The following is a 23,673-nucleotide window of genomic DNA, read 5'->3' as shown; positions in this document are numbered from 1 at the left end:
ACCCCTCGCCGGGCCCGCCACGGACGCCCCTGCGGATTCGTCGGAACCGGTTCTCGAATCGATGTCACATCCGACAGGGCTATCCAGTCCACTCTTGCGAAGCCGCGCGACAGGAGCGCGGAGCCAGCGGAGGAGCGGCGGAATGAAGCAGCACATCGTGGTCATCGGTGCCGGGTACGCGGGCCTGACGGCGGCACTTCGGGTGAGCCGCCGCCACCGGGTGACGCTGATCGATCCCAAGACCCGGTTCAGCGAGCGCATCCGGCTCCACGAGGTGGCCGCCGGCCGCAGGTCCGCCGGAGTCCCGCTGCGTGAGCTGGTGGCCGGGCGTGACATCTCCACGGTCACCGCCCGCGCCGTCGCGATCGACCTGGCCGGCCGCAGCGTCTCCCTCGACGACGGCACGGTGGTCCGCTACGACCGCCTGGTGTACGCCCTCGGCAGCCGGACCGACACTGCGGGGGTGCCCGGGGCGGCAGACCATGCCTACACCGTCGAGCGGGCGGGCGAGCTGGGCGCGCGGCTGGCCGAGGGCGGCGGCACAGTGGCGGTCGTCGGAGGCGGGCTGACCGGTATCGAGCTGGCCGCCGAGCTCGCCGAATCCGCCACAAGCTGGGAGACCCGTTTGGTCACCGGACAAGAACCGGGCGCGGGCCTGTCCCCCGCCGGACGCCGGCACGTCGCGGCCGCACTCGAACGGCTCGGCACCCGCGTCCACACGAACACCAGGGTGACGGCCGTGCACCCGCACGGGCTGTCGACGGACCACGGCGAGATCCCCGCCGACGTGGTGGTCTGGACGGCGGCGCTCACCGTCCCGCCCCTCGCCGCCGCGGCCGGACTGGCCGTCGACGCCAGAGGGCGCGCACTGGTCGACGCCACTCTTCGCTCAAACTCGCACCCTGATGTGTTCGTCGTCGGCGACGCTGCCCGCGTAAGCGCACCCGGCATCGGGGAACTTCGCATGGCCTGCGCAACCGCCATGCCGACCGGCGCCTACGCCGCCGAAGCCATCGACGCGCTCTCTCGTGGTCGGCAGCCCGGTCCGTTCCGCTTCCGCTACGTCGCCCAGAGCGTGAGTCTGGGCCGCAACGACGCGGTGATCCAAGCGGTCCGCGCGGACGACTCCCCCCACCACCTGGTGATCACCGGCCGCCCCGCCGCCAGGATCAACGAGTGGATCAACCGCTACACCCTCGGCGCTCTGAACGCCGAACGCCGTCGGCCGGGCACCTACCGGTGGGCCAAGCCACTGCGCACCACCGCGCCGAGCGCTCCCCTCCCGCGGCACCCGTAGCAGGCTCTCCTCCGGCCGCCCTGTCCCACATCGTCGTAGCGCCGCAAGGACGACTTCTGCGGAGTAGTCGTCGGCCTGCCCGTCACGCGAGTCGGCGCGACTGCGCCGTACGGTTCCAGGCACGATTGGCAGAGCCGGGCCGTGGTTGCGGTTCTGGTTGCATTCACCCCCGTCCAGCACCGTTCATAGCCCAGCCGGTGGATCGCTCCGCCGCAGGTCAGGATGCCCACGGCTGTCCCCGGACAGCCGGACGAACATGTGGATGGCGTCTTGGGGGCAACACCTCACGAGTGGGAATCTCGTACCCTCCGCACTCGCCCAGCAGGGCAGACGAAGACCCCGACCGGTTTCCGGTCGGGTCCTTCGTCGTTCCGTGGTGGCGGTTTCGGTTGCAGTGGTGGGTGCAGGGGCCGGGCCGGGGCCGGCGGCGATCATCGGCGGTTGAGCGTGGCGCGGCACACGCCGCAGGAAAAACGGTCCAGATACGGCGAGGTCAGTTCGGCCGGGTATATCGGATCCTCCCGCTCATCCCCCGGGTTCCCGCCAGCGCCCTGGCCGTCGCGCGCCTCTTCAGTTCGGCCAAGGGCTGATACTGCAACGGATCAGGGGCTACTCCGTGGTTCGGGAGTTCGGGGCGGAACGAGGTGGAGCAGCTCGGTGGTGGTGATGGGGCGGGCGAAGCGGTCAGGGTGGGCCAGGTGGTTGGTGGCACAGCAAGTTGGTGAGGGTGGGTGTGGGCGTATTGCTCGGTGGTTCCTGGCCAGCTGGTGGCGTGGAGCATCCACGCCGGGGTGCCAGGGAACGCAGAGGGACAAGAACACACGAGGCGCCGACCGCTCGCTGAGCGTTGTGCTACCCAAGGCCAGTGACGACTTCCAAGGTCCTCGGCGGACCTCTCGGTGCGGTGCTGTGTGACCTCGACAACGTGATCCGTTTTTATGACACGAGCCACCTGGCAGAACTGGAACGTGCTGCGGGGTTGACGGAGGGCGCGACCGTGAAGGTGGCCTATGCGCCTGAGACAGACCTGCCGTTGCTCCTCGGCGAGATCTATGAGATTGCTGCCGAACGGGCGGGTGTCGCCATGGACCAGTGTCTTTTCGTGGATGATCGACTGGAGAATATCGAAGCTGCCGTCGCGCTCGGGATGACCGGCGTGCACTACCGCGAACCTGCGGATCTCCGAGAGTCGTTGGGCTCCCTGCTGAACAACGGCAGAAGGGCCCGCGCGCTCAGTTCACGTGCCACAGTGCCCTGCCCCAGCGCTGACAGCTCGCCATTCCGGGAGCGGATCTCGTGCAGTAGCCACCAGACGTCGGCCGGGCGGCGCGGCTGCAACGGGCGCTGACGGCTCTACGCTTCCGCGCATGAACAGCGAGATCCCCGTACGCGGGGCGCCGCGAGCAGCGACTCCACCCCCGCAGCGGCGTGGCTCAGCCGTGTGCGCAATGTGCGCCGATCCGATCGAGGGCCAGGTCTGGGCCAGCCGCGGGCAGGGGCCCTGTCGGGGCAAGCCGGTGCACCCGCAGTGCGAGAAGAAGGCGCGCGCCGCCGTGACGGCCCGTCGGAAGGCAAAGCAGGCTGCATGCACGGCCCGGCCGAAGCAGCTGTCGCTTACGGAGGAGAACCGGCGGCTGTTCGCCGCACAGGACCGCATCCGAGAGCGGCAACGCAGCGCGCCGAAGAAGTAGGGGTGCCGGTAAGACCTGTGTCACCAGCCGCACACGGCGGTGATCAGTCCGCTGACCTGGAGGGTCGGGGCAGTTCTGCCGTGTTGGCCGTCTGGGCGAGCGTGAGACGGCCGCCCTTCAGTTCGGGCACGTAGTTGTAGATGGTGTTGCGGGAGACCCCGGGGAGCTTCGCGATCGAGGTGACGGTGTTCTTCGGACGGGCGAGCAGGTCGCGGGCGTGACGTACCTGTACGTCGGTCATCGCCGGCGGGCGGTCGAGCCGGGCACCTCGGGCGCGGGCTGTGTCCAGGCCCGCGTTGGTGCGCTGCACGATGAGTTCGCGGATGAACTCCGCCAGGGCCGCGAGCACATGGAAGTCCAGGCGTCCGCCGGGCGTGGTCGTGTCGAGCGCCTCGTGCAGCGAGGTGAATCGGCCCCGGAGTCCTAGCTCAGACACCAGCCGCAAGGTAGTCGCGGAGGCTCAGCGGTCGGCGGGCTGCGGGCTGCGGGTCTTGCGCACTACGCCAACGGAAACGCCGACCCCTGCAGCGATCTCGCGGATCGACTGGCCTTCGGCGCGGCGGGCGAGGACCACACGCCGCTTGTCCGCGTCCACGACGGGGCGCCGGCCGCCGACGCGACCGCGGGCTCGGACAGACCCCAGGACGTGCGGTGCAGTTGATCAGCTGGGAGTGGCTGGCCAGGAACCGTTTCCGCTGGTGGACCGCGCGTACCGATGGGATCCGGCCGTGGGGGCGGAATCGCGATTCCGTCCCCACGGCCGGATCGGACTCCTCGTCAGGGAAGGCAGCGGGGAGTGCGCCGCCGTGGCCGGCATCGCCGCACACGCCAGGCGCTCGCGGCCGCGTTGCCCGGCCCCCGCACCGCAGGAGCCGAGTCCAAGGACCACGACAGCAGCGCCTTGAACTCGGCCCCAAGTTGACCGTCAACGGCGACCGAGCGCCCGTCCCGTGGCTAGTTCTCCAGGCGGACAGGCATCAGTATCGAAAAGGTGTCCTCGGTGTCGATCCGGCGGATCGCCAGGGGCGCCGTAGGTGTGCCGAACTCCAGGATCAGCTGGTCCCGGGATCCGGCGGCGAGGGCCTGGAGTAGGAAATCGCGGTTGACGGCGACGTGGTCCTGGTCGTCGTCACCGTCTTCGCAGACGGTCACCACGCCGTCGGCCCCTACCTTGAGCACGCTGAGGTCATAGGAAACACCGTCCTGCTCGCGCACCTCGCTTGCACGGACGGCGCCGGTTTCCACCGCCTCCCGGAAAGCCGTGACATCAACGAGGGCGCGGTGCCCTGCCGGCAGGCGGACGAGGCGACGATAATCAGGGAAGTCGTGATCGAGGCACTGGCCTGCCGCCTGACGGTCCCCCGCCTCCAAGGCCACGCGGTCGCCGTCCACAGTGAGCTGGACGGATGCGTCGTCGCTCAACAGCGCCCGCATCGCGTCGGCGAGCGGGGACGGCACGATGACCTGCACACGGGGCCCGCCATGCCCGGTGGTGCCGGCTTGTGCGACAGCCATCCGGTACCGGTCGGTGGCCACGACATGGAGCGCCTCACCCTCGATGTCGAACAGGACACCGCCGAGCATCGGCAGCTCCGGGTCGGCACTGGCGGCGAAGCGGACCGCGTCCAACGCGGCCGCCAGCTCAGGCGCGGAGACAGCCAGCCGGACGGTGGCGGTGCGGAGCATGGTCATGGGATTCTCCCTGCATTCGAGTAGCGTTCGGAGCGTGGAGAACTCACTGCGGGCATCGGACAGCCCCAGTTCAAGACGGCGCAGATGTGCCTGAAGCAGCTTCCGCACCAGGTCGGTGTCCGCACTGGACCAGCCGGCCAGTACCAGCCGAATGTCCGCCAACGGCATACCCGCCCGGCGCAGCCGGGCCAGCAACCGGGACTCTTCAAGCTGCTCGGGGCCGTACCAGCGGTAGCCGCTCACCGGATCCACCCAGGCCGGGACCAGCACGCCGGCACCGTCGTAGAACCGCAGGGCGCTCACACTCAGTCCACTGTCCCGGGCCATCTCACCAATACTGCGCATCTCGCTCTCCACACCCAGAACTCTGAGCCCTCCACCAAGTCGAGGGTCAACAGCCGGCCGACTCGAACACTGAACACCATGCGGGCACAGAGGCGAGACCAGCCGATGGAGGTCGGGCACCCGCAGTTCGGGGACCTCGCGACCCTGCGCCGCCAGCTCGACCAGGACCTCGCCGGCCACATGGCGCCGGTACGAATCCGGCTGGTTGCCGTGCGCGCTTGTCAGTGCCGGACATGGCCCAGGTTTCTCTGGACGCAGATGTCAGACACATCCGATGCCGGCCCGGTGTGCGCCTGTCGCTGCTCGCCGAGGGCTCGACGGATCGCTTGGCAGGGCAGGCGGAATCGAGGAGCAGAGCTTTCCGATCAGCGCGCCAGGATAATCCCCCTCTCTGCACCGGGACTTGGGTCACAGTTGAGGAGAGGCATGTCGAACCCGTCAGGCAACACCGGCGGAAGCGCCAACGGGAATCCTGCGACCAGCGGAGCGGGTGCCCAGTTACCTCCTGTGGCTGCACCAGGCGGTCAAGGCTCATCCACACCAGCTCCGCTTCCCTCAGCGGCTCCCCCCGCCACGCCACCGTCTGCACCAACGCCGACGCCGCCCAGTTCGTCTGCCACCCCGCCGGCATCGGCAGGGGCTCGCAGCCGACCACCAGCCCACTGCCTACACCTGACAGCGACCCAGGTTCACGTTGGAATCACAAGCCGAGGAGAACCACAAGCTTCTGGAACAACTCGCTCGCGCACTCGGCGACCTCCGAGCCGCCCGACTGCAGAGCCCTCCCGTGACTGAGCGCTTCATGTGGCCAGTTGAGCTTTCGCTGCACAGGAGTGTGCCCTCCCGTGCGTTCGGGGACCCCGACGGTCTCGGCGGGGGCGAGTGCTGTCTGCCCGCGGCTCCGAGGTCGAGGCCGATCCGACGTCCGGCTGAACTGGCGGAGCGTCAGGGGCTGGCCCTACGCTCGTGGAGCGACGGAAGGCCCGGGGGCGGGAAGACGAGGGGGAGTGCTTCATGTCGAGGGTGGCATTTCGATTTCCTGCGTTGCAGTCGCTCGATCCGGACAGTCTTGGGGGCTTTCGGCTGCTGGCGCGGCTGGGCGAGGGGGGCATGGGGCAGGTGTTCCTTGCGCTTTCCCCCGGTGGGCAGCCAGCGGCTGTGAAGGTGATCCGGAACGACTTCGTCAGGGACGCGGAGTTCGGGAAGCGGTTCGCGCGGGAGGTGGGTGCCGCGCAGAAGGTGCGCGGTGCGCACCTCGCACCACTGTTGGACGCTGAGCCGCAGGCCGAGCGGCCGTGGCTGGCCACGACGTACGTGGCCGGTCCGTCGCTGCGGGACCTGGTGGTCGACAACGGACCACTGCCGGCCGGTCAGGTGACGCTGCTGGCCTGGGGCATCGCCCATGCCCTGGCCGACATCCACGCCGCGAAGGTGGTCCACCGGGACCTCAAGCCCGCGAACATCATCCTGGACGAGAGCGGTCCGAAGGTCATCGACTTCGGCATCGTCAAGTCCCTGGCTCAGTCGGTGACCTACAGCAGTAACTCCACCCGGATCGGCACCCCGCTGTATATGTCGCCCGAGCAGGCCTCAGGCCGATCCGTGGACGCGGCCTCCGATGTCTTCGCCCTCGGCTCCACCCTGTACTTCCTCGCCACCGGCTGCGAGGCGTTCGCCGCGGAGAACGAATGGGCCGTCGCCCACCGTGTCGTCGCGGACGCCCCGGACCTCTCCTCGATCCCCCCGCCACTACGCCGGCTGATCACCGACTGCCTCCACAAGGAACCCGAGCAGCGCCCAGCCCCCACCCGTTTGCTGGCGTGGTGCGAGGAGGAGCTGGGCGCGGCGCTGGGTCCGGGTGCCTGGATGGGAATCAACGGTGCCCGCGTGGCGGTCCGGGAGCGCACCAGCGCTCTGCGCGCTCTCACCGCCTCCGACGCGGCAACGGCCGACACCGGGTCCGGTGATCAACCCGATTCCCCGGGGACGGAGGGTACGTCAGACCTGACGGCCACAGCGGTGCTGCCGCCACCGCCGCGCACCCGGGTAATGGACAGCACGCAGCCACCTGGCGCCCCGAAGCCTGCCCCGCGTGCGGCCCAGTCGGTCGCCCAAGCCGCCGACGCGGAAATCCCCGGCGAGGCCCGCCGCCGGGACGCCACCAAACGCCGTCGGCGGGCCCACCTCGCCCTCAAGATTCCAGTCGCAATGATCGCTCTGCTCGGTGTGTACCTTGGTCTGTACGTATTCGCTATCGGGAGCGATCTGAAGGATGCCAAAGCCGGCGACTGCCTCTGGTTCGATACGACTGCAGATCGTGCGGCGAACGGATACACCTACAATGACGTGACCAGGACAGAACCGTGTGCGCTACCCTTTCGAATGTTTGGTAACAGTCATTACGTCGTATTGAAACGAATCGACGGGACCAACGACCATTCCGAGTGCAACCAGGTTCCCGGAGCTGTTGTCGACGCCGACACTTCGATTTTGAAGTCCGCATCACCACCGTACTGGTCGCTATGCGTCAAACCCATGTGAGGGCACACCAGAGATCGACTGAATTCGAGAGGTAACTTCCCTCAATGGCAAGTACTCCCTTGACTTGCATCGGACGGTCGACCGCCTCGAGGCGATGACGGGAATCGCGCATTCGGGCCGAGCCCACGGCAGTTCGGCAAGCTGGTGACGCATCTGCGGCGCGAGGGTGCGGACGTGGTCCGCAGGGGCCGGCCGTGGAGCCTTCCGCTGGAGGACCGGGCACTGCTGGTCGCGGCCTACTGGCGAACGAACCTGACGATGCGGCAGCTCGCACCGCTGCTCGGGATCTCGAAGTCGGCCGCTGATCGCGTCATCGACCACCTCGGGCCGATGCTCGCGCTTCGACCCCGTGAGCGGTTTGGCGAAACACCGTGCTCATCGTGGACGGAACCCTGGTCCCCACCCGCAACCACGCCATCGTCGCACAGTCGAAAAACTACCGGCACTCCACCAACCACCAGGTTGTCATCGACGCCGACACCCGCCTCGTCGTCGTGGTTGGCCGGTCGCTCGCCGGGAACCGGGCCTCGCCATGGTCGCCACCGCTATCGGCGACGCGATCAGCAAGGCGCGCTCCGCCGTCGCCAAGAACGTCTACGAGGGTCCGGTTACCCACCACACCGAGATCCACAACAACAGCAGCACGACTGACTACGGGGGAAATGACTTCGCCGTTGGAACCTGGTCCCGGCATGATTCCCAGCGTGCACAAGGATGAGGACCATCGCCGGCGAACGAAGTACACGCTCACGGAGACGGAGCACGGGCATGCCTGGGGCGTCTGCGCCGAGGCGGAAGGGCTGTTTGGAGAACCCCAACGTGGGACCTACGAGCTGTTCGGCTGGGTTCCGCAAGCAGAAGTGGGCAGTTGGGTCGGCAACCGACTCTGGCTGGTGCCGGACGATGAGACACTCGCCCCCTGGTTGCTGGAGGATGCGGAGAGCCCGGGGCCCCTTAGGACTGACAGTCTCGTGCTCACCGGACTGGACGACTACGAAGGTCCGCCCGAGGGACACAGGGGCCGCGTTCGTGTGCACGACGGGCACCGATGGCTCGGCTGCTGCCGGGAATTCGCCCGTGTCCTGCCGCACAAGCAGCCGGCGCCCCCGCTCGTCCTTCGGGGGCTCGCCAGGGGTGATCAACTGCGGACGGCACTGGCGAAGGGCACCCGGCGGGCGCTGGACCTGGAGCAGGCCGCCCTGGAGATACGAGACGATCAAGGTGAGCCGCTCACCGAACGCCTGCTCTGGACCAGAGTCAGTGCTTGGCGCCCATCGTCCTACGGGACGGACCTGATCGACTTGGAGCTCGATGGAGAGCTCTTCACGCCCGTTCCCGAACACGCCCGGCCCATCTGGGAGCGGTGGCTCGTGGGGCCGCCTGACACGGCAGCTGCATGGGCCGGCCTTGATACCCGGCGCCGCTGGGCCTGGCACGACCTCGTCCGGGAACGAGCTGCCTATCGTGCCCTCTGCGACCGGCCAGCCGGTCACGCCTACGAACTCGATGGTCGTCATGTCACCGACGAACCGGGCCTCTACCTTGCGCTCGGCGAGGCGGTGAACGGACCAGGTGGCTACTTCGGCGGCTGCCTTGCCGCCATCGATGACTGCCTGCGTGGCACCTTCGGCTACACCGCCCCCGCAACTCTGCTCTGGCGGGACGCTGCAACCGCACGCGAGCACTCGTCCCAGGTCCTGTCACCGGGTGGCCAGCCCTACGACCTGTTCGGTGTGGTCCTCGATCTCCTGACCGAGGGCGGCATGCACGTCACCCTGGCGTGAGCCACGACTCCGTGGCCGACTACGCCAGGGACGGTCATCTTCAGTCTGTCGAGACCCGCACCGCTTCGTCCCAGGCGTGGAGGTTGCGGTGGTGGTTCACGTGTCCCGCGGCGACCACGAACCGGAGTTCCGCGGCTGTGTTCACGAAAACGGGTTCTGGCTCAACTTCCGTGAAATGCACACGCTGAGTGACGAATGAGGCCCGCAACGGTCTCGGGGAAGCTGAAAATGATCAGTGGCGATTCTCGTCTGGCCGCCAGTTCGGCGCCGTGGAAGAGACAATGCTTCGGCTGGACGAGCTGTTGTTCCCGTCGGTCGCAGACGTGACGGCGCTGTCGGTGGACGTGCGTGACGAGACCGTACGGTTCTTCTGCCTGGACGCTGCATGCGGACGGCGGACGTTCGTCGAGCAGGTGCCGGGCCTCACCAGGAGATATAGCCGGTGGACCGAACGTCTGCGTTCGACCCTGGCCATGGTCGGCCTCGCCCTCGCCGGCCGGGCTGGCGCCCGGATGGCGAGCGTCTTCGGAGTGTCCGTCAGCCGCAGTACCGTACTGCGGTTGGTCGACCTGCTGCCTGAGCCTGATGCGCCGGCCCCGCGGGTGGTCGGCGTCGATGAGTACGCCACGCGCAAGGGCCGCGTCTATGGCACCGTGCTGGTCGATGTCGAGGGCCGACGTCCGGTGGACCTCCTGTCTGACCGGGAGGCGTCCAGCCTGGCCAAGTGGCTGGCGAAGCGGCCTGGCGTCGACGACCGCTGGAACGAGGGCTGCACCAACGCCTGGAAACTCTGGGAGGAGATCATCCCGCTCGGCTACAAGGGCAGCTACGGCATCGTCACCGCCTATTTCAGGGAAAAGCGCACATCACCCCGGCCGGTTACCGCACGGCCGCCGTCGCCCCGGGCGGTCGCTGTCTGGATTCTTCGCCGTCCGGAATCACTCACCGACAACGAACAGCTCCAACTGAAAGCTGTCCTGGCCGAGTGTCCCGAACTCGACGCCCTCACCAGGCATGTCCGTTCCTTTGCCCGGATGCTCACCGAGCGGCAGGGCGAGAGGCTCCCGCAGTGGCTCGACGCCGTCATCGCCGGTCTGCCCCTGCCCTGGAACTCCGGCGTGGTCGAAGGCCACATCAACCGCATCGAGATGTTCAAGGGGCAGATGTTCGGCCGCGCAGGCTTCCGGCTTTTACGGAAACGCGTCCTCCTCGCGTGACAGACAGTAGTGGCATCAGGGAAGTTGAGCCAGAACCCGAAAACGGTCAGCAGATGTACACCACTTCGGGAGGCGCCAGAGCACACCGCGGATTCGAACGCTCCGTGAGTGTCGGGCCGGGAGGCGGAACTGAGGTTTGGCACGCGCCCTGGACGTGCTCAGTGGTCACCCATGGGCGGGCGCACGGGGCGTGGCAGTGGCTGACGCCAGTCGCCCAGTGTCATGAGGAGAAGCCGTCGGGCGAGAGGGCGTGTCTTGTCCCACGCCGGATCGGTGGCCAGGGCGTTGGCCCAGAGGCCGGCGCGGCAGGCGGCATCGATCTCGCCCAGGCGGCGGCCGATGGCCTGAAGATCGCGCAGATTCTTAGCCTCGCGCTTTCACCAAGTGTGTTGTCCGACTGGTGGCCAGGCAAGCAGAAAACGCCTTTGACCAGTGAGAACGAGGAATGTTGAGTCCTTGTTTGCGTACCCGTCGGAGGCACTTCCCAGGTGAAGAAGCGTCGGGACCTACCCGCGCGCGGGCTCCAGCACGAAGACGGGGATCACACGGTCGGTCTTCTCCTGATATTCGGCGTACGGCGGATACGCGGCGACCGCGCGCTCCCACCACTCGGCTTTCTCATCCCCGGTGATCTCACGGGCCGTCATGTCCCGGCGTACAGGCCCGTCCTGGAGCTCCACGTGCGGGTCGGACTTGACGTTGAAGTACCAGACCGGGTGACGTGGGAAGCCGCCCTTCGAGGCCACGGCCGCGTACCGCCCCTCGTGCTCCACGCGCATCAACGGGATCTTGCGGATCTTGCCGCTCTTCGCGCCGCGCGTCGTGAGAATGACGACGGGCAGGCCGGTGTCCCAGAGCGTCGATCCCTGCGTGCCGCCGGAACTCTCGTACAGCTCGACCTGATCGCGCACCCACTGCGCCGGACTCGGCTCGTACTCGCCCTCAAGAGGCATCGCATTCACCCCATCGTCACGTCATGAAGTGTGGTGTCCGACAGGTGGTCAGGTAACACGCAAAACGCCCACGCCCAGCAAGAATGAGGATTGTCGAGGCCCTTGTTCCCACTCCAGTCGGAGGCACCTCCCAGGGGAAGAAGCATATCGGGTGCTACCCGCGTGTTCGTGTCCGGGGCGGTGGCCGTTCGGTGGTCGCACAGGCCGGGGCGGTGCTGCTGGTCGAGACGGTCCGCAAGTCCGGCCTGGACGACGCGATATCGGCGGCCTTGGCGCCCTGGCGCAAGCCGCGGGCGGTGCACGACCCGGGCAAGGTCCTGCTGGATGTCGCGCTCGCGACGGCTCTGGGCGGGGACTTCCTCGCCGATGTCGCCATGCTGCGGGCCGAGCCCGACGTGTTCGGCCCGGTGGCATCCGACCCCACGGTCTCCCGGCTCATCGACGCCCTCGCCGCGGCCGGACCGAAGGCCCTCACCGCGATCCGGTCGGCGCGGGCCGAAGCACGGTCGCGCATCTGGGAGTTGGCAGGGACGAACGGTCCGGCCGCCGACGGGCACGTGATCGTGGACATCGACGGCGTGCTGGTCCTTGCGCACTTCGAGAAGCAGGACGCCACCGCGAACTGGAAGAAGACCTTCGGCCATCATCCGCTGGTCGCGTTCGTCGACCACGGGCAGGCCGGTTCCGGGGAGTCGGTGGCCGCCCTGCTGCGGCCAGGCGGCTGCGTATGCTCAGGAAGCATGAGCGCGAGCGAGGAGAACGAGTGGACGGGCAACCCGCTGCTGAAGCAGTGGCTCACCCCGCGGCGGGCCGGGTTCGAGGAGTGGGCACGCACGACCGGCGGCGGATGGGACTTCACCGTGGAGTCGCTGGACCGGCTTGAGGCCCTGGTCCGTGACCGGTTCTCTTCGGCCGCCGAGGTCCGAGCCGCTCAGGACACGCCGTTCGTCCAGGGCGCGTACTGGTACCTCGGTGAGGTGTTCGTCCGCGTGCACGGTTTTGAGTGGCAGCAGCGGCCTGGCGGCGACCCGGACGACCTTCCGTTCGTCCTCCAGGCCGGAGGCACCGGCGGGGTCGACGAGGAAGAGGGAGAAGAGTTGGCATGCCTCTGCCCCGACATCGAAATCCGTGCCCTGTTCCTGCGCGGCGACGACAATCACCTTCGTGACGCCCTCGAAGGTTGGCTCTACTGACCTTGAGTTCGTGATGCCGTTCAGCCGTCCGTGACCAGGCCGGTTCCGGCGAGGCAGCCGTCGACCAGGTCAGGGCGGTACTGGATCTGCTTGAGCCGGCGCTTCACGGCCCTGGTCATCTGACTCAGGTCGACTGCGCAAGGTTGCCGATGTCGCGCTTGACCGTCGACCAGACGCCTTCCTTCGGGTTCAGGTCCGGTGCGTACGAGGGAAACTGGAAGACGGTGAGCAGCCGGCGTTCGCGGCAATGAACTCCCGGAACGGGGGCCGTCAGGTGGATACGGACGTTGTCCCGGACCAGCACATTCGGGCCACCGAGCTGGACGCGGGCCCGGACGAGCAGGTCACTCAAGTCACGCCGCCGAAGCCCTTCGGCTGGCCCTTGCGCCCCCTGTATTCGCGAACCGCGTAGAACATCAGGGATCGCTCGCCCGGCTTGTAGCAGGTCATACCCGCCATCGACACCCGTCCCAAGCCCCTGCCCCGCACCTGTACCACCGGCGTCCGGCCCACACGGCCCCAGGTTCTGGCGCGCGGCGGCGTCATCGACTGACCAGCCTCGTCCTCGAAGACGATCCAGCCGTCGCACGCGGTCGCGGTGGCCTTACCCGCGGCCAGACCTCCTTCTTCCACAGCTCCACGACCCCGTCGTAAATCCTTCGGGGGTTGGCTCCGGAGCCGGTGTCGCATGCGGTGTCGGGTCAGATGCCGGGGTCGGCGAGGTGGAGGCCACAGGCGCAGTGCAGGGCGTCTTCTGGGGTACCGGCGAAGCTGTCCCTCCCCTCATAGTGTGGAGATCCGCTATGAGGAAGTTTGATGGCAGAGATATGCAAGAGGTACGACGCGGAGTTTCGGGCCGGGGCGGTCCGGATTGCCCGTGAGACGGGGAAGCCGGTCGCGCAGGTTGCGCGTGATCTGGGGATCAACGAGGGCACGCTGGCTACCTGGATCTTGAGGGAGAAGGAGGCCACCCGGGCCGGCCTGGACCCGGACGAGAGGGCCGAACTTGCGCGGCTGCGCAAGGAGATTCACGAGCTTCGGATGGAACGTGATGTCCTCAAGCGATCAGTGGTCCTGTGGGTCAAGGAGGCGACGAAGTGACCGTTGCGGACTTCATAGCCGACCAGAGGACCAGCCACCGGGTGCCGCACGCCGTCTCCTGCCGGGCCCTTGAGGTCTCGCAGCCCTGGTTCTACAAGTGGCTGGGGCGCCCGCCGACCCGGCGTGATGAGCGTCGTGCCGATCTCGCCCTGGCGGTGAAAGAGGTCTTCGACGCCTCGGGCCGCACTTACGGCTCCCCGCGGGTCCACATCGAGTTGCGCGAACGTGGTTGGCGAGTCTCGAAGAACACGATCGCCAAGATCATGGCCGAGCTCGGGCTGGCCGGCCGCGTCGAGGGCCGCCCCGGCGACTTCATCGGCGACCGCCCTGTCAACTCCGTCATCCAACCCGCTGGCCGTCCCACAACACACCCCTCTGATCAGGAGTGTTGCAACGACTGGTTGAACCCAGGGAATATACGTCCAAGATCTTCGGTGACGCCTGCGACCGGCTGGGCGTGGTGCAATCCATGGGGCGCGTCGGGTCGGCTCTGGACAACGCGGTCGCCGAGGCGACGAACTCGACGCTGAAGGTCGAGTACATCCACCGCCACCGCTTCCACACCCGGGCCGAGGCCCGCATCAAAATCGGGACCTGGATCACCGACTGGTACAACCCGCGCCGCAGGCACTCGGCCTGCGACTGGCTCTCACCCATCGACTACGAGAACCGACACCACATCAGAGAACAGCAGCCCCAAGCTGCTTAACGAAACCCTCCACACACAGAGGGGATGGTCATTCAGCTGGTACAGCCAGGCCCTTGATGCGGGCGGCGAGGAGGACGAAGAGCTCGCACTCAAGCGCCGACGCCCGTGCATCCCACGGCATCCAAGCAGCCGATTACGCGCTCGTACAGGCGAAGACCGATGCCCTGTCAGTCAGGTGACGTCATGTCATGTCGCGCCGTCATCAGCATCCAATCTTCGCCTGGGCTCGGTCACTACGACGGGCTGCCATCACATCCGTCCACGTCGTGCGGTATTTTCACTCAACGTCAGGACGTTGAAGGGTCAGTAGCCCACTCATGCAAGAGCAATTCGACACCATCGGCGGGACAGCACCCTCCGACACCGAGCTGGTCCAGCACATCCGAGCGGCAGCCCGGACCGGCCGCCGGGCGGCGGCTGCTCCGTATGGCGAGCCGGCTCCGGACGGCGCGGTCAAGGCAGGCGAGGAAGCCCTCAACGAGTTCCACCGCCGGCACTACGCCGCCGTACTGGCCTACGCCCGCACCTGCACCAGATCCTCCCAGGCCGCAGCGGATCTGGCGAAGGAAGCCATCGACAGCGTCCTGCACTCCCCCAAGCCGGGAGAGGGGTCTGATGCGGCTTGGCGGGACAGCTTGCTGGCGGCGGTACGCCACACCGCCGCCGCCTGGCACCAGAATGCCCGGAACACCGAGCTGCGCGATGGCTTCGACTCCTGGCTGGCCAACCAGTCAGGGGGCGGACCCGATCCCTCCGACGGCGAACGGGATTCCGCCACCGGCGGCGAACCCTCCGTCGCCATGCGCCCTGTGGGGCAGAAACGGTCCGCCGGACCGCGCACGGCCCAGGTGTCCCGGCTCTCACCGGCGCGTATCGCCGTGCTTGCTGGTGCCGTGACCGTCCTGGCCGGCGTTGCCATATCCGTCGGCACCCTGCTCGGACCGGCGCGCCATGACGCCTCGGCCGGCAGCCCTGGACGGTCCGGTCCCTCGTCGGCCACCACTCCGGACCACCCGCCGACGGCTGCGCCCAGCGGCTCGGCGAACGCCTCCAGCACAGCGACGGGATCCCCGTCCCCCACCCGCACCACGGCGTCGAAGCCTCCGAGCTCCCGGCCCTCGTCGTCGGCAAAGCCGTCGCCGTCCGCGCACCCGGGCTCCGAGGGCACGCCGTCGACCGCCCGAACCACCGCGTTGAGCGCCCGGCCGTGGACCTCCAGCCAGAACGGCTGGGCGCCGGTAAGGCTGAATCGCAGCATCGACGGACGTCCCCTCACCATCCAGGGAACCAGCTACCCCGAAGGGCTGGGGGCCCACGCCTTCAGCGAGATCACCTATCACCTCGGCGGCGCCTGCTCCGCCCTCAGCGTGGATGTGGGCATCGACGACGAAGTGGGCGCAAACGGCTCGGTGGTCTTCCAGATCTACCGGGACGGCACCAAGCTCGCCGACAGCGGGCTGATGACGGTCGACCAGCCCGCGAAGCACCTCACCGCAGACCTGACCGGCGGCACCGAGCTGCGTCTCGTGGTCACCGACGGCGGCAACGGCAACAACTCCGACCACGCCGACTGGGCCGGTCCCCTCATCACGTGCCGCTGAGCGGTCGCCGGCAGCTGCTGTGACCACACCACCCGCCAGGACCGGCAGGGAGGGAGGAGTCAGCGGCCAGTTCTGGTTGAGGGCCCAGCCGATGGTGACCGTCAGGGCGCGTGCGACGCCCGTCGCTCCGCCGAGGGTCGAGAGCGTCACGGACTGGGGGAGGAATTGCAGTCCGATCCGGCCCCGGTCGTGCCCCCGGCGCGGGGCACGACCCGATCTCGGAGCGCCGCTCCAGTGCCGAGATCGCCATGGTGTTGGCGCCCCCGATCCGCCGATCCCCCAATCCCTCGATCCCTCGATCCCTCGACGGGCAGTGCCACCGCACCGAGGCCGAGGAACGTCAGCCGGAAGGTGTGCTTCGCCGCCGGGGCCGTGGTGAGCGCGTCGGCCATGAACCTACGAGTGAAGGTCGCGTGGTCCGCGTGCGACGAGCGGGCAACCGCCGTCCTCCGGTAGGACAACGATGAACCGCCAAGGTCCGTCCTCAACGCGGGCCAAACCGATCGCCGCAGCGGCATCGAGAGCATCAGCGACGGGCCCCGCCCCGTCGGTCAACTCGTCGAGCTTCGCGTAGCGCCTCGCCAGGGCTGCGGATGGACCGTTGATCCACACGGCGACCCTTGCGCCCTTGCGAAGCGCGGCAAGCAGGTCGTCACGGACTCTCCCCTGAGCGGCGGCCTGAACCCTGTCATGAAGGCGCTCCTGTCCGCTCGGCTCTGTCGGAGCGGCTTCCGCCTTCTCACGACACCGCAGACACGAATGCACTGCGCCTCGATCGAACAGGTGCAGATACCGGGTGGTGTGCCGCGCCGATTTCCCGCACAGGGTCCCGCGCGCGCCCACCGCGTGCTCAACACCAGGAGCGCCGTTCACCTCGCAGGCACTGAACCGAGCCGGCTCCCGGGCCGTTGCGAACGACCAGCCATCGGGCGGGACATCGATCATGCGGACGAGCATGCCACAGCCGTCGATCACCGTCGGCCTTGATCTCGGACATCAAGTCCTCAGGCTGGGAGCAGGGATACCGCGAGAGACGGGACAGCGACGAACCAGACCAACCGAGATGACACCGGTTCGCCCGCTGTGGCTGCCATCGGTGGCATCTGGCTGATGGTTCACATCCGCTGGAAGGCGAGCCGTGTCCCGCCGGACTGGCACAGCCCGGCGGGGCGTCCCATCGCCGATTGCGCTCAAGTGGCCCACAGGGCAAGCAAATTCGCTGACAAGCGCCTCGACCTCGGCCTGCCGGCCCGGCGACCGTGCCAGGTCAGTGGCAGGCTCCAGGGCCCAGCCGTCCTCAGTCAAGGAGCTCAGTCCGCCAGGTCCTGGACGGCGGGTCGAGCTCCTTCCTGAGCTCCGTCGGCCCCCGGGGCGATGCTCTTGTGGAACTCGTCGACCGCCGGCGGATTCCGCGGCAAGGAGCCGACGTCGACCGGATGACCGGACAGTGGCCCGATCTGTTCCCCCGGGGGCGCCGTGGCCGGATCTCCCTCTGCCGTCCCCTCGGGCCGCCCTGCCAGGGTGTGGCCTTCGTCTTCGAGCCGGGAGGTACGACCACCATGAGTGAGCGCCCCGCGCACTCCGCCCGCAGTCCCCAGAGGTGCCCGGACCCGGATCCGAACCTGCTCCCCCCAGGAAGTGGCCCGGGAGCTGCACGTCTGTATGGGCCTCAACTCCTGTGCCGGGCTTGACGCGTCGGGCCAGGCCCCCATGGCAGGCATGGGCACCTGCGCGACCGTTTTGCACGTCTGCCACGGCGAAGGCGCCTGCCGGGGCCAGGGCGGTTGCGGCTACGCGGGCACGGACTACGAGCAGTTCCAGCCGGGCGAGCAGGACTGCCGCTACAACGGCAGCTGTGCCAGCCCGATCAACGAGAGCCGGGTCTTCTCGGCCGGCCCGCTGAAGGCCAAGAGCGTGTGGAAGCAGGCTCGTCGGCTCTTCGAGGCGCGGATGTACCCGGCGGGCAAGGCGTTCGGCCCGGCCCCGGGCGAGGGCGTCGAGGATGATCGGATGCCGCACTACGACTACATGTCGCAGCCGCAGTGAGCGAGGCACGGCTGGGCCTGCCGCACCTCGGCCTCGGGGTCGGGCTGCGGACGCCGCACCTCCCGTACATCCGCCGGCACCAGCCGGACGTCGGCTTCTTCGAGATCATCTCCGAGAACTTCCTGGACACCCGCGGCGGCAGACGCCACGCCCTGGCGGAGATCGCCGAACGGTACCCGGTCGTCCTGCACGGGGTCTCAATGTCCATCGGGAGCACGGACCCCCTGGACTTCGGCTACCTGCGCCGGCTGAAGCGGCTGGCCGACGAGGTACGGGCCCCGTGGGTCTCGGACCACGTGTGCTGGACGGGCGTGCTGGGCGTGCACACCCACGACCTGCTGCCGCTGCCGTTCACCGAGGAGACCCTCGACCACGTCGTGCGCCGCGTGCGCATCGTCCAGGACATGCTGGAGCGCCGGCTGGTCCTGGAGAACCCCAGCAGCTACGTGGAGTTCCGCGCCTCCACGCTCGCCGAGTGGGAGTTCCTCGGGCGGATGGCGGAGGAGGCGGACTGCGGACTGCTGCTCGACGTGAACAACGTCCACGTCTCCGCGTTCAACCACGACTTCGACCCGGTGCGCTACCTGCGGGAGCTGCCGCACGAGCGCGTGGTCCAGATGCACCTCGCGGGGCACACCCACTACGGCACGCACATCGTCGACACCCACGACGCGCCCGTGTCCGAACCGGTGTGGGAGCTGTACCGGCTGGCGACCGAGCTGACCGGCGGAGTGTCCACCCTGCTGGAACGCGACGACAAGCTGCCGCCGTTCCCGGAGCTGCTGGCCGAGCTCGACAGGGCACAGGAGCGGGCGGCAGCCGCACCGGCGGGGGGCTCCCGTGGCTGACGCCACCTCGCTGGCCGCCGTGCAGCGCTGGATGCAGTCGGTGATCCTGCACCCGACAGGCGAGGACCCCGGCCACACGATCACCGCGTCCAGTCGGCTGTCGGCCCGCGAGCGGCTGCTCGTCCACCAACAGGGCTACCGGCTGCGGTTGCTGGAGTGCATGCGCACCCTGCACCCGGGGGCGGTGCACCTGCTCGGGCAGGAGATCTTCGACGGTTTCGCGCAGGGCCACCTGGACGCGCACCCCTCCCGCTCCCCCACCCTGGCCGGGCTCAGCACCGGTTTCGCCGGCCACCTGGCCCGTACGCGGCCGGACTCCGGGCCCGGCGCGGAGCGCGAGGCGTGGATCGACCTGCTGATCGACCTGATCCGCTTCGAGCGGGCCTGCACCGAGGTCCTGGACGCGCCCGGCACCGAGGACGGCACGACCCCGTCGCCGCCCCTGCGGCTGCTGCGGGTCTGCGCGCCCGTCCACGCGTACCTGGCCGCGGTGCACCGGGGCGAGGAACCGGATCCGCCCGCACAGCGAACCGTCCATCTCGCCGTGACCCGACGGCACTTCACGGTCGTCACCCGGGAGCTGAGCCCGGGGGCGTACGCGCGACTGCACGTCTCTTCTTCGCATCCCCCAACTTCCCCACCGGCATCGGCATCGGCATCGGCATCGGAGGATGATTCACCGTGACCACGAAGGAATCGGTTGCGGTCGGGGACACGAGTTTCCGGCTCTACGACCCGAAGGTCATCCCCACCTACCCGGGCGTGATGCTCAAACGCGAGCCCGAGCTGCCCATGCGGCTGCGGAAGCTCTCCACCGACCAGGTCAGGAACACGTTCATGCAGATCGAGCTGCCGGCCACCCCTCCGGGGGCCGCTCTCGGCGAGATCGAGCCGTACCACTCCCTCGGCGAGTTCTACGCGCGCATCGAACGGGGCATCCACAACCTCAGCTCGACCATCGACTGGGCCAGGGCGAAGAAGGACCTGTGGAAGTTCCAGTACCACCGGGCCTACTGGAACCAGAACGGCGGCTCCGACCAGCCGCGGCTCATCGTGGACGAGGCGTCCGCGATCCAGGCGATGCAGATCATCGTCGAGCAGGGCGAGGGAGCTCCCGAGGACAAGGGCCTGCTCCCCGACCCGATCGTGCGCACGGACGACCACCCGCCGCAGGACATCGGCAAGTGGCAGGCGTCCCACTACACCAAGTTCTCCGACATCGCGAAGGGCCTCGACGGCATCGGTGTCGTCTGTGACGACACCGGCAAGCAGAAGTACACGATCGACGACGCCGAAGTCATCTGGCCGGTGCTCGACGACCCGGACCTGAAGACCGTCAAGGCGGACCAGAACGTCAAGGACCTGATGGAGTTCTCCAACGCCGTCTACTGCTACGTCCTGGCGCTTCTGGACGCCATCTACCAGACGCCCATGCAGGTGCACGACCCCGCACAGGACAAGGACCTGTTCACGCAGAGCGACCGGTACGCCTACGAACGCAGCTTCATAGCTGTGATGCAGGGGTTGCTGTACCCGGTCTGCGAGCTCCTGGTGCGGACACCGCTCGTCAAGGGGCAGCCGTCCGTCAACGCCGGACCGCCCTTCCAGTACTACGCGTTCAAGACCAAGCAGCCGAAGGCCGAACTCGCCGCACTCTGCGAGAAGCTGCTCCCGAGCTATGCCGCACTGGGCGGTGACGACGGAGTCCAGCGGCAGATCTCGCTGCTGCCGGACTCCAGCTTCCCTGACGGCCCTGATCACGCGGACGGCGCCCGCCGGCCATACGGAGGGCGCCGTCGCGTCGGTGGGCAGCGCCCCGTACCCGTCCTTGAGGGCACGGTCGACCGCATCAACACCCACTTGGCCCCCAGGCAATGAACTGACCGGTCCGCAAAGGGGATTCAGCCGCAAACGCGGCCGCCGGGTTCGCTCACCCGCCGTCCTCCACCGCGGTGTTCAGCTGCTGTCCGGCGATGGGAGCACGACCGCGGTGTGGGACCGTGGCAGGCGTGGCGCGGAGCAGGTAGCCGGAGAACCAGGTGGGGAAGGCCCGTCGCAGCGTGCTCGGTCCGGTCAAGGTGACGGCTCCTGAGCGCAGGAGCGGGGCCCATGGTGTCTCACCGAGCCAGTAGCGGGTCAGTGCCTCCAGGTCGGCGTCTACTCGCAAGGCCACCTCGAAGCCGCCGTCGTCAGTGCACAGGTCGACCTGCGGCCGGGCGATGTGCAGGAAGTACGGCCCGCCCTCGGTTCCGCGGAAGCGCAGTTCGACGATGGTCCGCCGCTCCGGCAGGTGCTCGGTCACGGTACGGCGGCGGATGTCCCACACCAGGACATCGGGGTCGAGGTGTTCGGGCCGCAGGCCGCGCCGGTCCCAGTGCATGGCCCAGCCGCCCAGTTCCCGCACCACCGGCGCCAGATTCTCGCCCGCCTCGGTGAGCCGGTAGCCGCCGTCCTCCCGTGACACGATCCCGGCCTTCTCCAGGGTCTTCAGGCGCGTCGAGAGCATGGTCCGTGAGATGCGCGGCAGACCCCGGCGGATGTCGTTGAAATGCCGCTCGCCCAGCAGCAGCTCCCGTACGACCAGCAGCGTCCACCGCTCACCCAGGACTTCCAGCGCGCGGGCGACCGCGCAGAACTGCCCGTATCCACTCATGCAGCCCACGGTAGCGGTCCAGAATCCGTACTTGTCTTGGCGTGGAAGCGATCTAGCGTTACTGCCATGAGCAGCGAAAACACCGAAACCACCGCTCCTTCCGGCCTGGACTTCCTGCGTTCGATCATCGAGGGCCGTACGCCGCAGGCACCCATCTCGCACACGCTCGGCTTCACGCTCGTCGACGCCGAGCCCGGCCGGGCGGTCTTCGAGGGCGGAACCGGCGAGCACCTGTACAACCCGATGGGCACCGTGCACGGCGGCTACCTGACCACCCTGCTGGACTCGGCGCTCGGCTCCGCGGTCTTCAGCCGCCTGCCCGCCGGTACGGGCTACACGACCGCACAGCTCAACGTGCATCTCATCCGGCCGGTGACCGCGCGGACCGGAAAGCTCCGGGCGACCGGCACCGCCGTCCACGTCGGGCGCACGCTCGGCACCGCCGAGGCTCAGGTGGTCGGCGTCGACGACGGGAAGGTGTACGCACACGCCACCACCACGTGCGCGATCTTCCCCGTCCAGTGAGAGCGGCTCCACGAGTGATGGCCCTGAGACGGCCCGATCCGTCGCCGCCCAGCGCCACATGCCCCGGTCCGCTGTGATCGCCGCCCGGCTGCTCGACCACCGGCCAGCCGGCCAAGGCACTGTCAAAGACGTGCACCACGTGAGCGTGGCCACGATGGGAGAATCTGGGGAGAATCGGCTGTGTAAGACGGCATGAACCTGAAAGACCGTGAAAGGTGGATATCCGCCGGCCAGGCAGGTTCTGATCCGCATCGGCGCAGGTCAGCCTTGACGTGGGCGATCGGTCGGATCGTGGCTCAGTCGGGTTGGGCTGCTTTCACCGGCTCCCCGCTGTTCCCCGCTCGATCTGGTGCGCTTGTGGTGCGGGGGTGAGGGGGTGAGCGGAACAGGGCCGAGGGCTGCCGCGTTCGCAGGGTGGGTTGTCAGTGGCCCTGGCTAGCATCTTGGATGCGCGGTCGACTTCCGGGGTGTCCAGCTCTGTAGAGCAGCTTCATCCCCGATTCTGTCTGGGGGCGGCCCGGGGCCGACCCGGGACCTAACCGACGGTCGGGCTTCGTCGATGGCCAAGAGCGAGACCTGTCAGCGCCGGCCGCGCACCAATCAGTGCTGTACGTCGACCGCTGGTGTACGACTTCCAAGCGTGCACCTGCCCGGACAGACGCGACCAGGTGAGGCGCGTTCACCGCCCGCCACCGCCGCTGGGCGGACTCCACCAGCTTGAAGACCATGGCCAGGGCGGCGGTGCGGGAGCCGGCCCCGCGGGTGACGTTGGTCCGCGACCGCACGGTGGAGATGGGGAATCAATGGGGTTCGTGGTGCGCAAATGGATCCAGTGCTCGGCGGGGAAGCCGAGGAAGGCCAACAGCTACTCCTCGTCGTCGTTCGACGGACTGGTGGCAAGGCACGCACATCCTGAGGCGCCACTGCAGGTCGAGTACCAGCTCACCGCTTTGGCCCGGACCCTGCTGGCACTCTGGTGGCACGGGTGGTTCTGTTCACGAGCTTCTCGCGAACAGAACCACCCGTGCGCACGTCGCTAGGCGAGTTGGCCTCCACGCGCGTTCGTCCCGCCGTCGTCAAGAGCGGGAACCGGGCGGGGCGTGCCTTCGGCGTCGATCGCGACGAAGGTGAGTCGGCCGGTGGCCACTTCGGCGACGGGGCCGGCGGCGTTCCAGCGCTCGGCCGTCACACGGACCACCACCGTCATCGATGTCCGGCCGGCGCGTTCGAGTTCGGCGTGCACGCTGAGCAGATCGCCGGCGCGCACGGGGGCGAGAAAGGTCATCCGGTCGACAGAGACGGTCACGGCCGGGCCATCGGCGTGGCGCCCGGCGGCGGCAGCGGCTGCGTCATCGATGAGCTTCATCACGACGCCACCGTGGATGGTGCCGTAGAGGTTGGTGTCGTGCTCGCTCATGATGTGCGCGAGTGTGACCCGGGAATCAGCCGGTGTTTTCTTGGCAGCGGAATGCAGGGT

22 protein-coding genes and 6 pseudogenes are annotated in these 23,673 nt (G+C 68.3%); 17 read left to right on the top strand and 11 right to left on the bottom strand.

Features of this window, described 5'->3' with window-relative positions; genetic code table 11:
• Positions 1–142 precede the first annotated feature (142 nt).
• Entirely contained in the window at positions 143–1,297 is a 1,155-nt protein-coding gene (locus AB0C96_RS14680) for an FAD-dependent oxidoreductase (RefSeq protein WP_362917260.1), read from the top strand.
• A 467-nt stretch (positions 1,298–1,764) separates the two neighbouring features.
• Here AB0C96_RS14680 and AB0C96_RS14675 read toward each other — a convergent pair.
• A pseudogene (locus AB0C96_RS14675) lies at positions 1,765–1,886 on the bottom strand (nitroreductase); the annotation flags it as partial.
• 276 nt (positions 1,887–2,162) lie between these two features.
• On the opposite strand from AB0C96_RS14675, the pseudogene AB0C96_RS14670 reads away from it, so the two are divergent.
• Positions 2,163–2,492 (top strand): annotated as a pseudogene (locus tag AB0C96_RS14670) (HAD-IA family hydrolase); the annotation flags it as partial.
• Positions 2,493–3,031: 539 nt separating this feature from the next.
• Here AB0C96_RS14670 and AB0C96_RS14665 read toward each other — a convergent pair.
• The 3 genes from AB0C96_RS14665 to AB0C96_RS14655 form a co-directional block, all read right to left on the bottom strand.
• The gene (locus AB0C96_RS14665; RefSeq protein ID WP_362917258.1) at positions 3,032–3,424 is read right to left on the bottom strand and encodes a recombinase family protein; all 393 of its coding nucleotides are present in this window, start codon (positions 3,422–3,424) and stop codon (positions 3,032–3,034) included.
• Between the two features lie 24 nt (positions 3,425–3,448).
• The gene (locus tag AB0C96_RS14660; RefSeq protein WP_362917255.1) at positions 3,449–3,583 is read right to left on the bottom strand and encodes a sigma factor-like helix-turn-helix DNA-binding protein; all 135 of its coding nucleotides are present in this window, start codon (positions 3,581–3,583) and stop codon (positions 3,449–3,451) included.
• 359 nt (positions 3,584–3,942) lie between these two features.
• Positions 3,943–5,037, bottom strand: a complete 1,095-nt coding sequence (locus AB0C96_RS14655) for a MerR family transcriptional regulator (RefSeq protein WP_362917253.1) — start codon at positions 5,035–5,037, stop codon at positions 3,943–3,945.
• Positions 5,038–6,039: 1,002 nt separating this feature from the next.
• Here AB0C96_RS14655 and AB0C96_RS14650 point away from each other — a divergent pair.
• From AB0C96_RS14650 to AB0C96_RS14630, 5 genes and pseudogenes are all read left to right on the top strand, one after another.
• Positions 6,040–7,566 carry a serine/threonine-protein kinase gene (locus AB0C96_RS14650; RefSeq protein WP_362917251.1) on the top strand — a complete coding sequence of 509 codons (1,527 nt, stop codon included), beginning with the start codon at positions 6,040–6,042 and terminating at the stop codon, positions 7,564–7,566.
• A gap of 120 nt (positions 7,567–7,686) precedes the next feature.
• Positions 7,687–8,090 (top strand): annotated as a pseudogene (locus tag AB0C96_RS14645) (transposase family protein); the annotation flags it as partial.
• 8 nt (positions 8,091–8,098) lie between these two features.
• The gene (locus tag AB0C96_RS14640) at positions 8,099–8,284 is read left to right on the top strand and encodes a hypothetical protein (protein WP_362917420.1); all 186 of its coding nucleotides are present in this window, start codon (positions 8,099–8,101) and stop codon (positions 8,282–8,284) included.
• A complete protein-coding gene (locus AB0C96_RS14635) occupies positions 8,259–9,350 on the top strand; it encodes a barstar family protein (protein ID WP_362917409.1) in 1,092 nt (363 codons plus the stop codon). The genes AB0C96_RS14640 and AB0C96_RS14635 overlap by 26 nt, the downstream gene beginning before the upstream one ends.
• 188 nt (positions 9,351–9,538) lie before the next feature.
• Complete coding sequence (locus AB0C96_RS14630) at positions 9,539–10,567, top strand: hypothetical protein (protein WP_362917248.1); 1,029 nt, start codon at positions 9,539–9,541, stop codon at positions 10,565–10,567.
• Positions 10,568–11,073: 506 nt separating this feature from the next.
• On the opposite strand, the gene AB0C96_RS14625 is transcribed toward AB0C96_RS14630, so the two are convergent.
• Positions 11,074–11,520, bottom strand: coding sequence for a nitroreductase family deazaflavin-dependent oxidoreductase (locus AB0C96_RS14625; protein WP_362917246.1), 447 nt, complete (start codon positions 11,518–11,520; stop codon positions 11,074–11,076).
• Between the two features lie 83 nt (positions 11,521–11,603).
• Between AB0C96_RS14625 and AB0C96_RS14620 the strand changes: the two are divergent.
• Positions 11,604–12,272, top strand: a pseudogene (locus AB0C96_RS14620) (transposase); the annotation flags it as partial.
• A 565-nt stretch (positions 12,273–12,837) separates the two neighbouring features.
• On the opposite strand, the gene AB0C96_RS14615 reads toward AB0C96_RS14620, so the two are convergent.
• Complete coding sequence (locus AB0C96_RS14615; protein WP_362917244.1) at positions 12,838–13,065, bottom strand: transposase; 228 nt, start codon at positions 13,063–13,065, stop codon at positions 12,838–12,840.
• On the bottom strand, positions 13,062–13,346 hold the full coding sequence (locus AB0C96_RS14610) for a hypothetical protein (RefSeq protein WP_362917242.1): 285 nt from the start codon (positions 13,344–13,346) through the stop codon (positions 13,062–13,064). Before AB0C96_RS14610 ends, AB0C96_RS14615 begins: the two co-directional genes overlap by 4 nt.
• Before the next feature lie 183 nt (positions 13,347–13,529).
• Between AB0C96_RS14610 and AB0C96_RS14605 the strand changes: the two genes are divergently transcribed.
• The 4 genes and pseudogenes from AB0C96_RS14605 (at position 13,530) to AB0C96_RS14590 (ending at position 16,124) form a co-directional block, all read left to right on the top strand.
• The gene (locus AB0C96_RS14605; protein WP_362917240.1) at positions 13,530–13,814 is read left to right on the top strand and encodes a transposase; all 285 of its coding nucleotides are present in this window, start codon (positions 13,530–13,532) and stop codon (positions 13,812–13,814) included.
• A pseudogene (locus tag AB0C96_RS14600) lies at positions 13,790–14,104 on the top strand (IS3 family transposase); the annotation flags it as partial. The gene AB0C96_RS14605 and the pseudogene AB0C96_RS14600, both read left to right, overlap by 25 nt.
• Before the next feature lie 98 nt (positions 14,105–14,202).
• Positions 14,203–14,523, top strand: a complete 321-nt coding sequence (locus tag AB0C96_RS14595; RefSeq protein ID WP_362917238.1) for an integrase core domain-containing protein — start codon at positions 14,203–14,205, stop codon at positions 14,521–14,523.
• A gap of 317 nt (positions 14,524–14,840) precedes the next feature.
• Entirely contained in the window at positions 14,841–16,124 is a 1,284-nt protein-coding gene (locus AB0C96_RS14590; RefSeq protein WP_362917236.1) for an NPCBM/NEW2 domain-containing protein, read from the top strand.
• A gap of 396 nt (positions 16,125–16,520) precedes the next feature.
• On the opposite strand, the gene AB0C96_RS14585 is transcribed toward AB0C96_RS14590, so the two are convergent.
• Complete coding sequence (locus AB0C96_RS14585; protein WP_362917233.1) at positions 16,521–17,069, bottom strand: hypothetical protein; 549 nt, start codon at positions 17,067–17,069, stop codon at positions 16,521–16,523.
• Positions 17,070–17,843: 774 nt separating this feature from the next.
• Between AB0C96_RS14585 and AB0C96_RS14580 the strand changes: the two genes are divergently transcribed.
• From AB0C96_RS14580 to AB0C96_RS14565, 4 genes are read left to right on the top strand one after another with little or no spacing between them, the layout of a single operon-like run.
• Entirely contained in the window at positions 17,844–18,170 is a 327-nt protein-coding gene (locus AB0C96_RS14580) for a hypothetical protein (protein ID WP_362917231.1), read from the top strand.
• Complete coding sequence (locus AB0C96_RS14575; RefSeq protein ID WP_362917229.1) at positions 18,167–19,018, top strand: DUF692 domain-containing protein; 852 nt, start codon at positions 18,167–18,169, stop codon at positions 19,016–19,018. The genes AB0C96_RS14580 and AB0C96_RS14575 overlap by 4 nt, the downstream gene beginning before the upstream one ends.
• Positions 19,011–19,703 carry a DNA-binding domain-containing protein gene (locus AB0C96_RS14570; RefSeq protein WP_362917227.1) on the top strand — a complete coding sequence of 231 codons (693 nt, stop codon included), beginning with the start codon at positions 19,011–19,013 and terminating at the stop codon, positions 19,701–19,703. Before AB0C96_RS14575 ends, AB0C96_RS14570 begins: the two co-directional genes overlap by 8 nt.
• Positions 19,700–20,896, top strand: coding sequence for a ferritin-like domain-containing protein (locus AB0C96_RS14565; RefSeq protein ID WP_362917225.1), 1,197 nt, complete (start codon positions 19,700–19,702; stop codon positions 20,894–20,896). Before AB0C96_RS14570 ends, AB0C96_RS14565 begins: the two co-directional genes overlap by 4 nt.
• 52 nt (positions 20,897–20,948) lie before the next feature.
• On the opposite strand, the gene AB0C96_RS14560 is transcribed toward AB0C96_RS14565, so the two are convergent.
• Positions 20,949–21,671: a helix-turn-helix domain-containing protein gene (locus AB0C96_RS14560; RefSeq protein ID WP_362917223.1), complete on the bottom strand. Its 723-nt coding sequence runs from the start codon at positions 21,669–21,671 to the stop codon at positions 20,949–20,951.
• 66 nt (positions 21,672–21,737) lie between these two features.
• On the opposite strand from AB0C96_RS14560, the gene AB0C96_RS14555 reads away from it, so the two are divergent.
• A complete protein-coding gene (locus tag AB0C96_RS14555) occupies positions 21,738–22,196 on the top strand; it encodes a PaaI family thioesterase (RefSeq protein WP_362917221.1) in 459 nt (152 codons plus the stop codon).
• Positions 22,197–22,837: 641 nt separating this feature from the next.
• Here AB0C96_RS14555 and AB0C96_RS14550 read toward each other — a convergent pair.
• Together AB0C96_RS14550 and AB0C96_RS14545 are read right to left on the bottom strand one after the other, a co-directional pair.
• Positions 22,838–23,076 (bottom strand): annotated as a pseudogene (locus tag AB0C96_RS14550) (transposase); the annotation flags it as partial.
• Positions 23,077–23,232: 156 nt separating this feature from the next.
• Positions 23,233–23,613 carry an acyl-CoA thioesterase gene (locus AB0C96_RS14545; protein WP_362917407.1) on the bottom strand — a complete coding sequence of 127 codons (381 nt, stop codon included), beginning with the start codon at positions 23,611–23,613 and terminating at the stop codon, positions 23,233–23,235.
• Positions 23,614–23,673 lie beyond the last annotated feature (60 nt).

The organism is Streptomyces sp. NPDC048506, assembly GCF_040651315.1.
Lineage (GTDB): Bacteria > Actinomycetota > Actinomycetes > Streptomycetales > Streptomycetaceae > Streptomyces.
Note: the sequence above shows the minus strand (reverse complement) of the source record. Positions and strands in the feature narration are given on the sequence as shown.

What these genes read in the sequence shown, in the direction of transcription:
- AB0C96_RS14680 (WP_362917260.1), top strand. Translation starts at nt 143, where the DNA reads ATGAAGCAGCACATCGTGGTCATCGGTGCCGGGTACGCGGGCCTGACG.
- AB0C96_RS14650 (WP_362917251.1), top strand. Translation starts at nt 6,040, where the DNA reads ATGTCGAGGGTGGCATTTCGATTTCCTGCGTTGCAGTCGCTCGATCCG.
- AB0C96_RS14640 (WP_362917420.1), top strand. Translation starts at nt 8,099, where the DNA reads ATGGTCGCCACCGCTATCGGCGACGCGATCAGCAAGGCGCGCTCCGCC.
- AB0C96_RS14635 (WP_362917409.1), top strand. Translation starts at nt 8,259, where the DNA reads ATGATTCCCAGCGTGCACAAGGATGAGGACCATCGCCGGCGAACGAAG.
- AB0C96_RS14625 (WP_362917246.1), bottom strand. Translation starts at nt 11,520, where the DNA reads ATGCCTCTTGAGGGCGAGTACGAGCCGAGTCCGGCGCAGTGGGTGCGC.
- AB0C96_RS14605 (WP_362917240.1), top strand. Translation starts at nt 13,530, where the DNA reads ATGGCAGAGATATGCAAGAGGTACGACGCGGAGTTTCGGGCCGGGGCG.
- AB0C96_RS14590 (WP_362917236.1), top strand. Translation starts at nt 14,841, where the DNA reads ATGCAAGAGCAATTCGACACCATCGGCGGGACAGCACCCTCCGACACC.
- AB0C96_RS14585 (WP_362917233.1), bottom strand. Translation starts at nt 17,069, where the DNA reads ATGATCGATGTCCCGCCCGATGGCTGGTCGTTCGCAACGGCCCGGGAG.
- AB0C96_RS14580 (WP_362917231.1), top strand. Translation starts at nt 17,844, where the DNA reads ATGGGCACCTGCGCGACCGTTTTGCACGTCTGCCACGGCGAAGGCGCC.
- AB0C96_RS14560 (WP_362917223.1), bottom strand. Translation starts at nt 21,671, where the DNA reads ATGAGTGGATACGGGCAGTTCTGCGCGGTCGCCCGCGCGCTGGAAGTC.
- AB0C96_RS14555 (WP_362917221.1), top strand. Translation starts at nt 21,738, where the DNA reads ATGAGCAGCGAAAACACCGAAACCACCGCTCCTTCCGGCCTGGACTTC.
- AB0C96_RS14545 (WP_362917407.1), bottom strand. Translation starts at nt 23,613, where the DNA reads ATGAGCGAGCACGACACCAACCTCTACGGCACCATCCACGGTGGCGTC.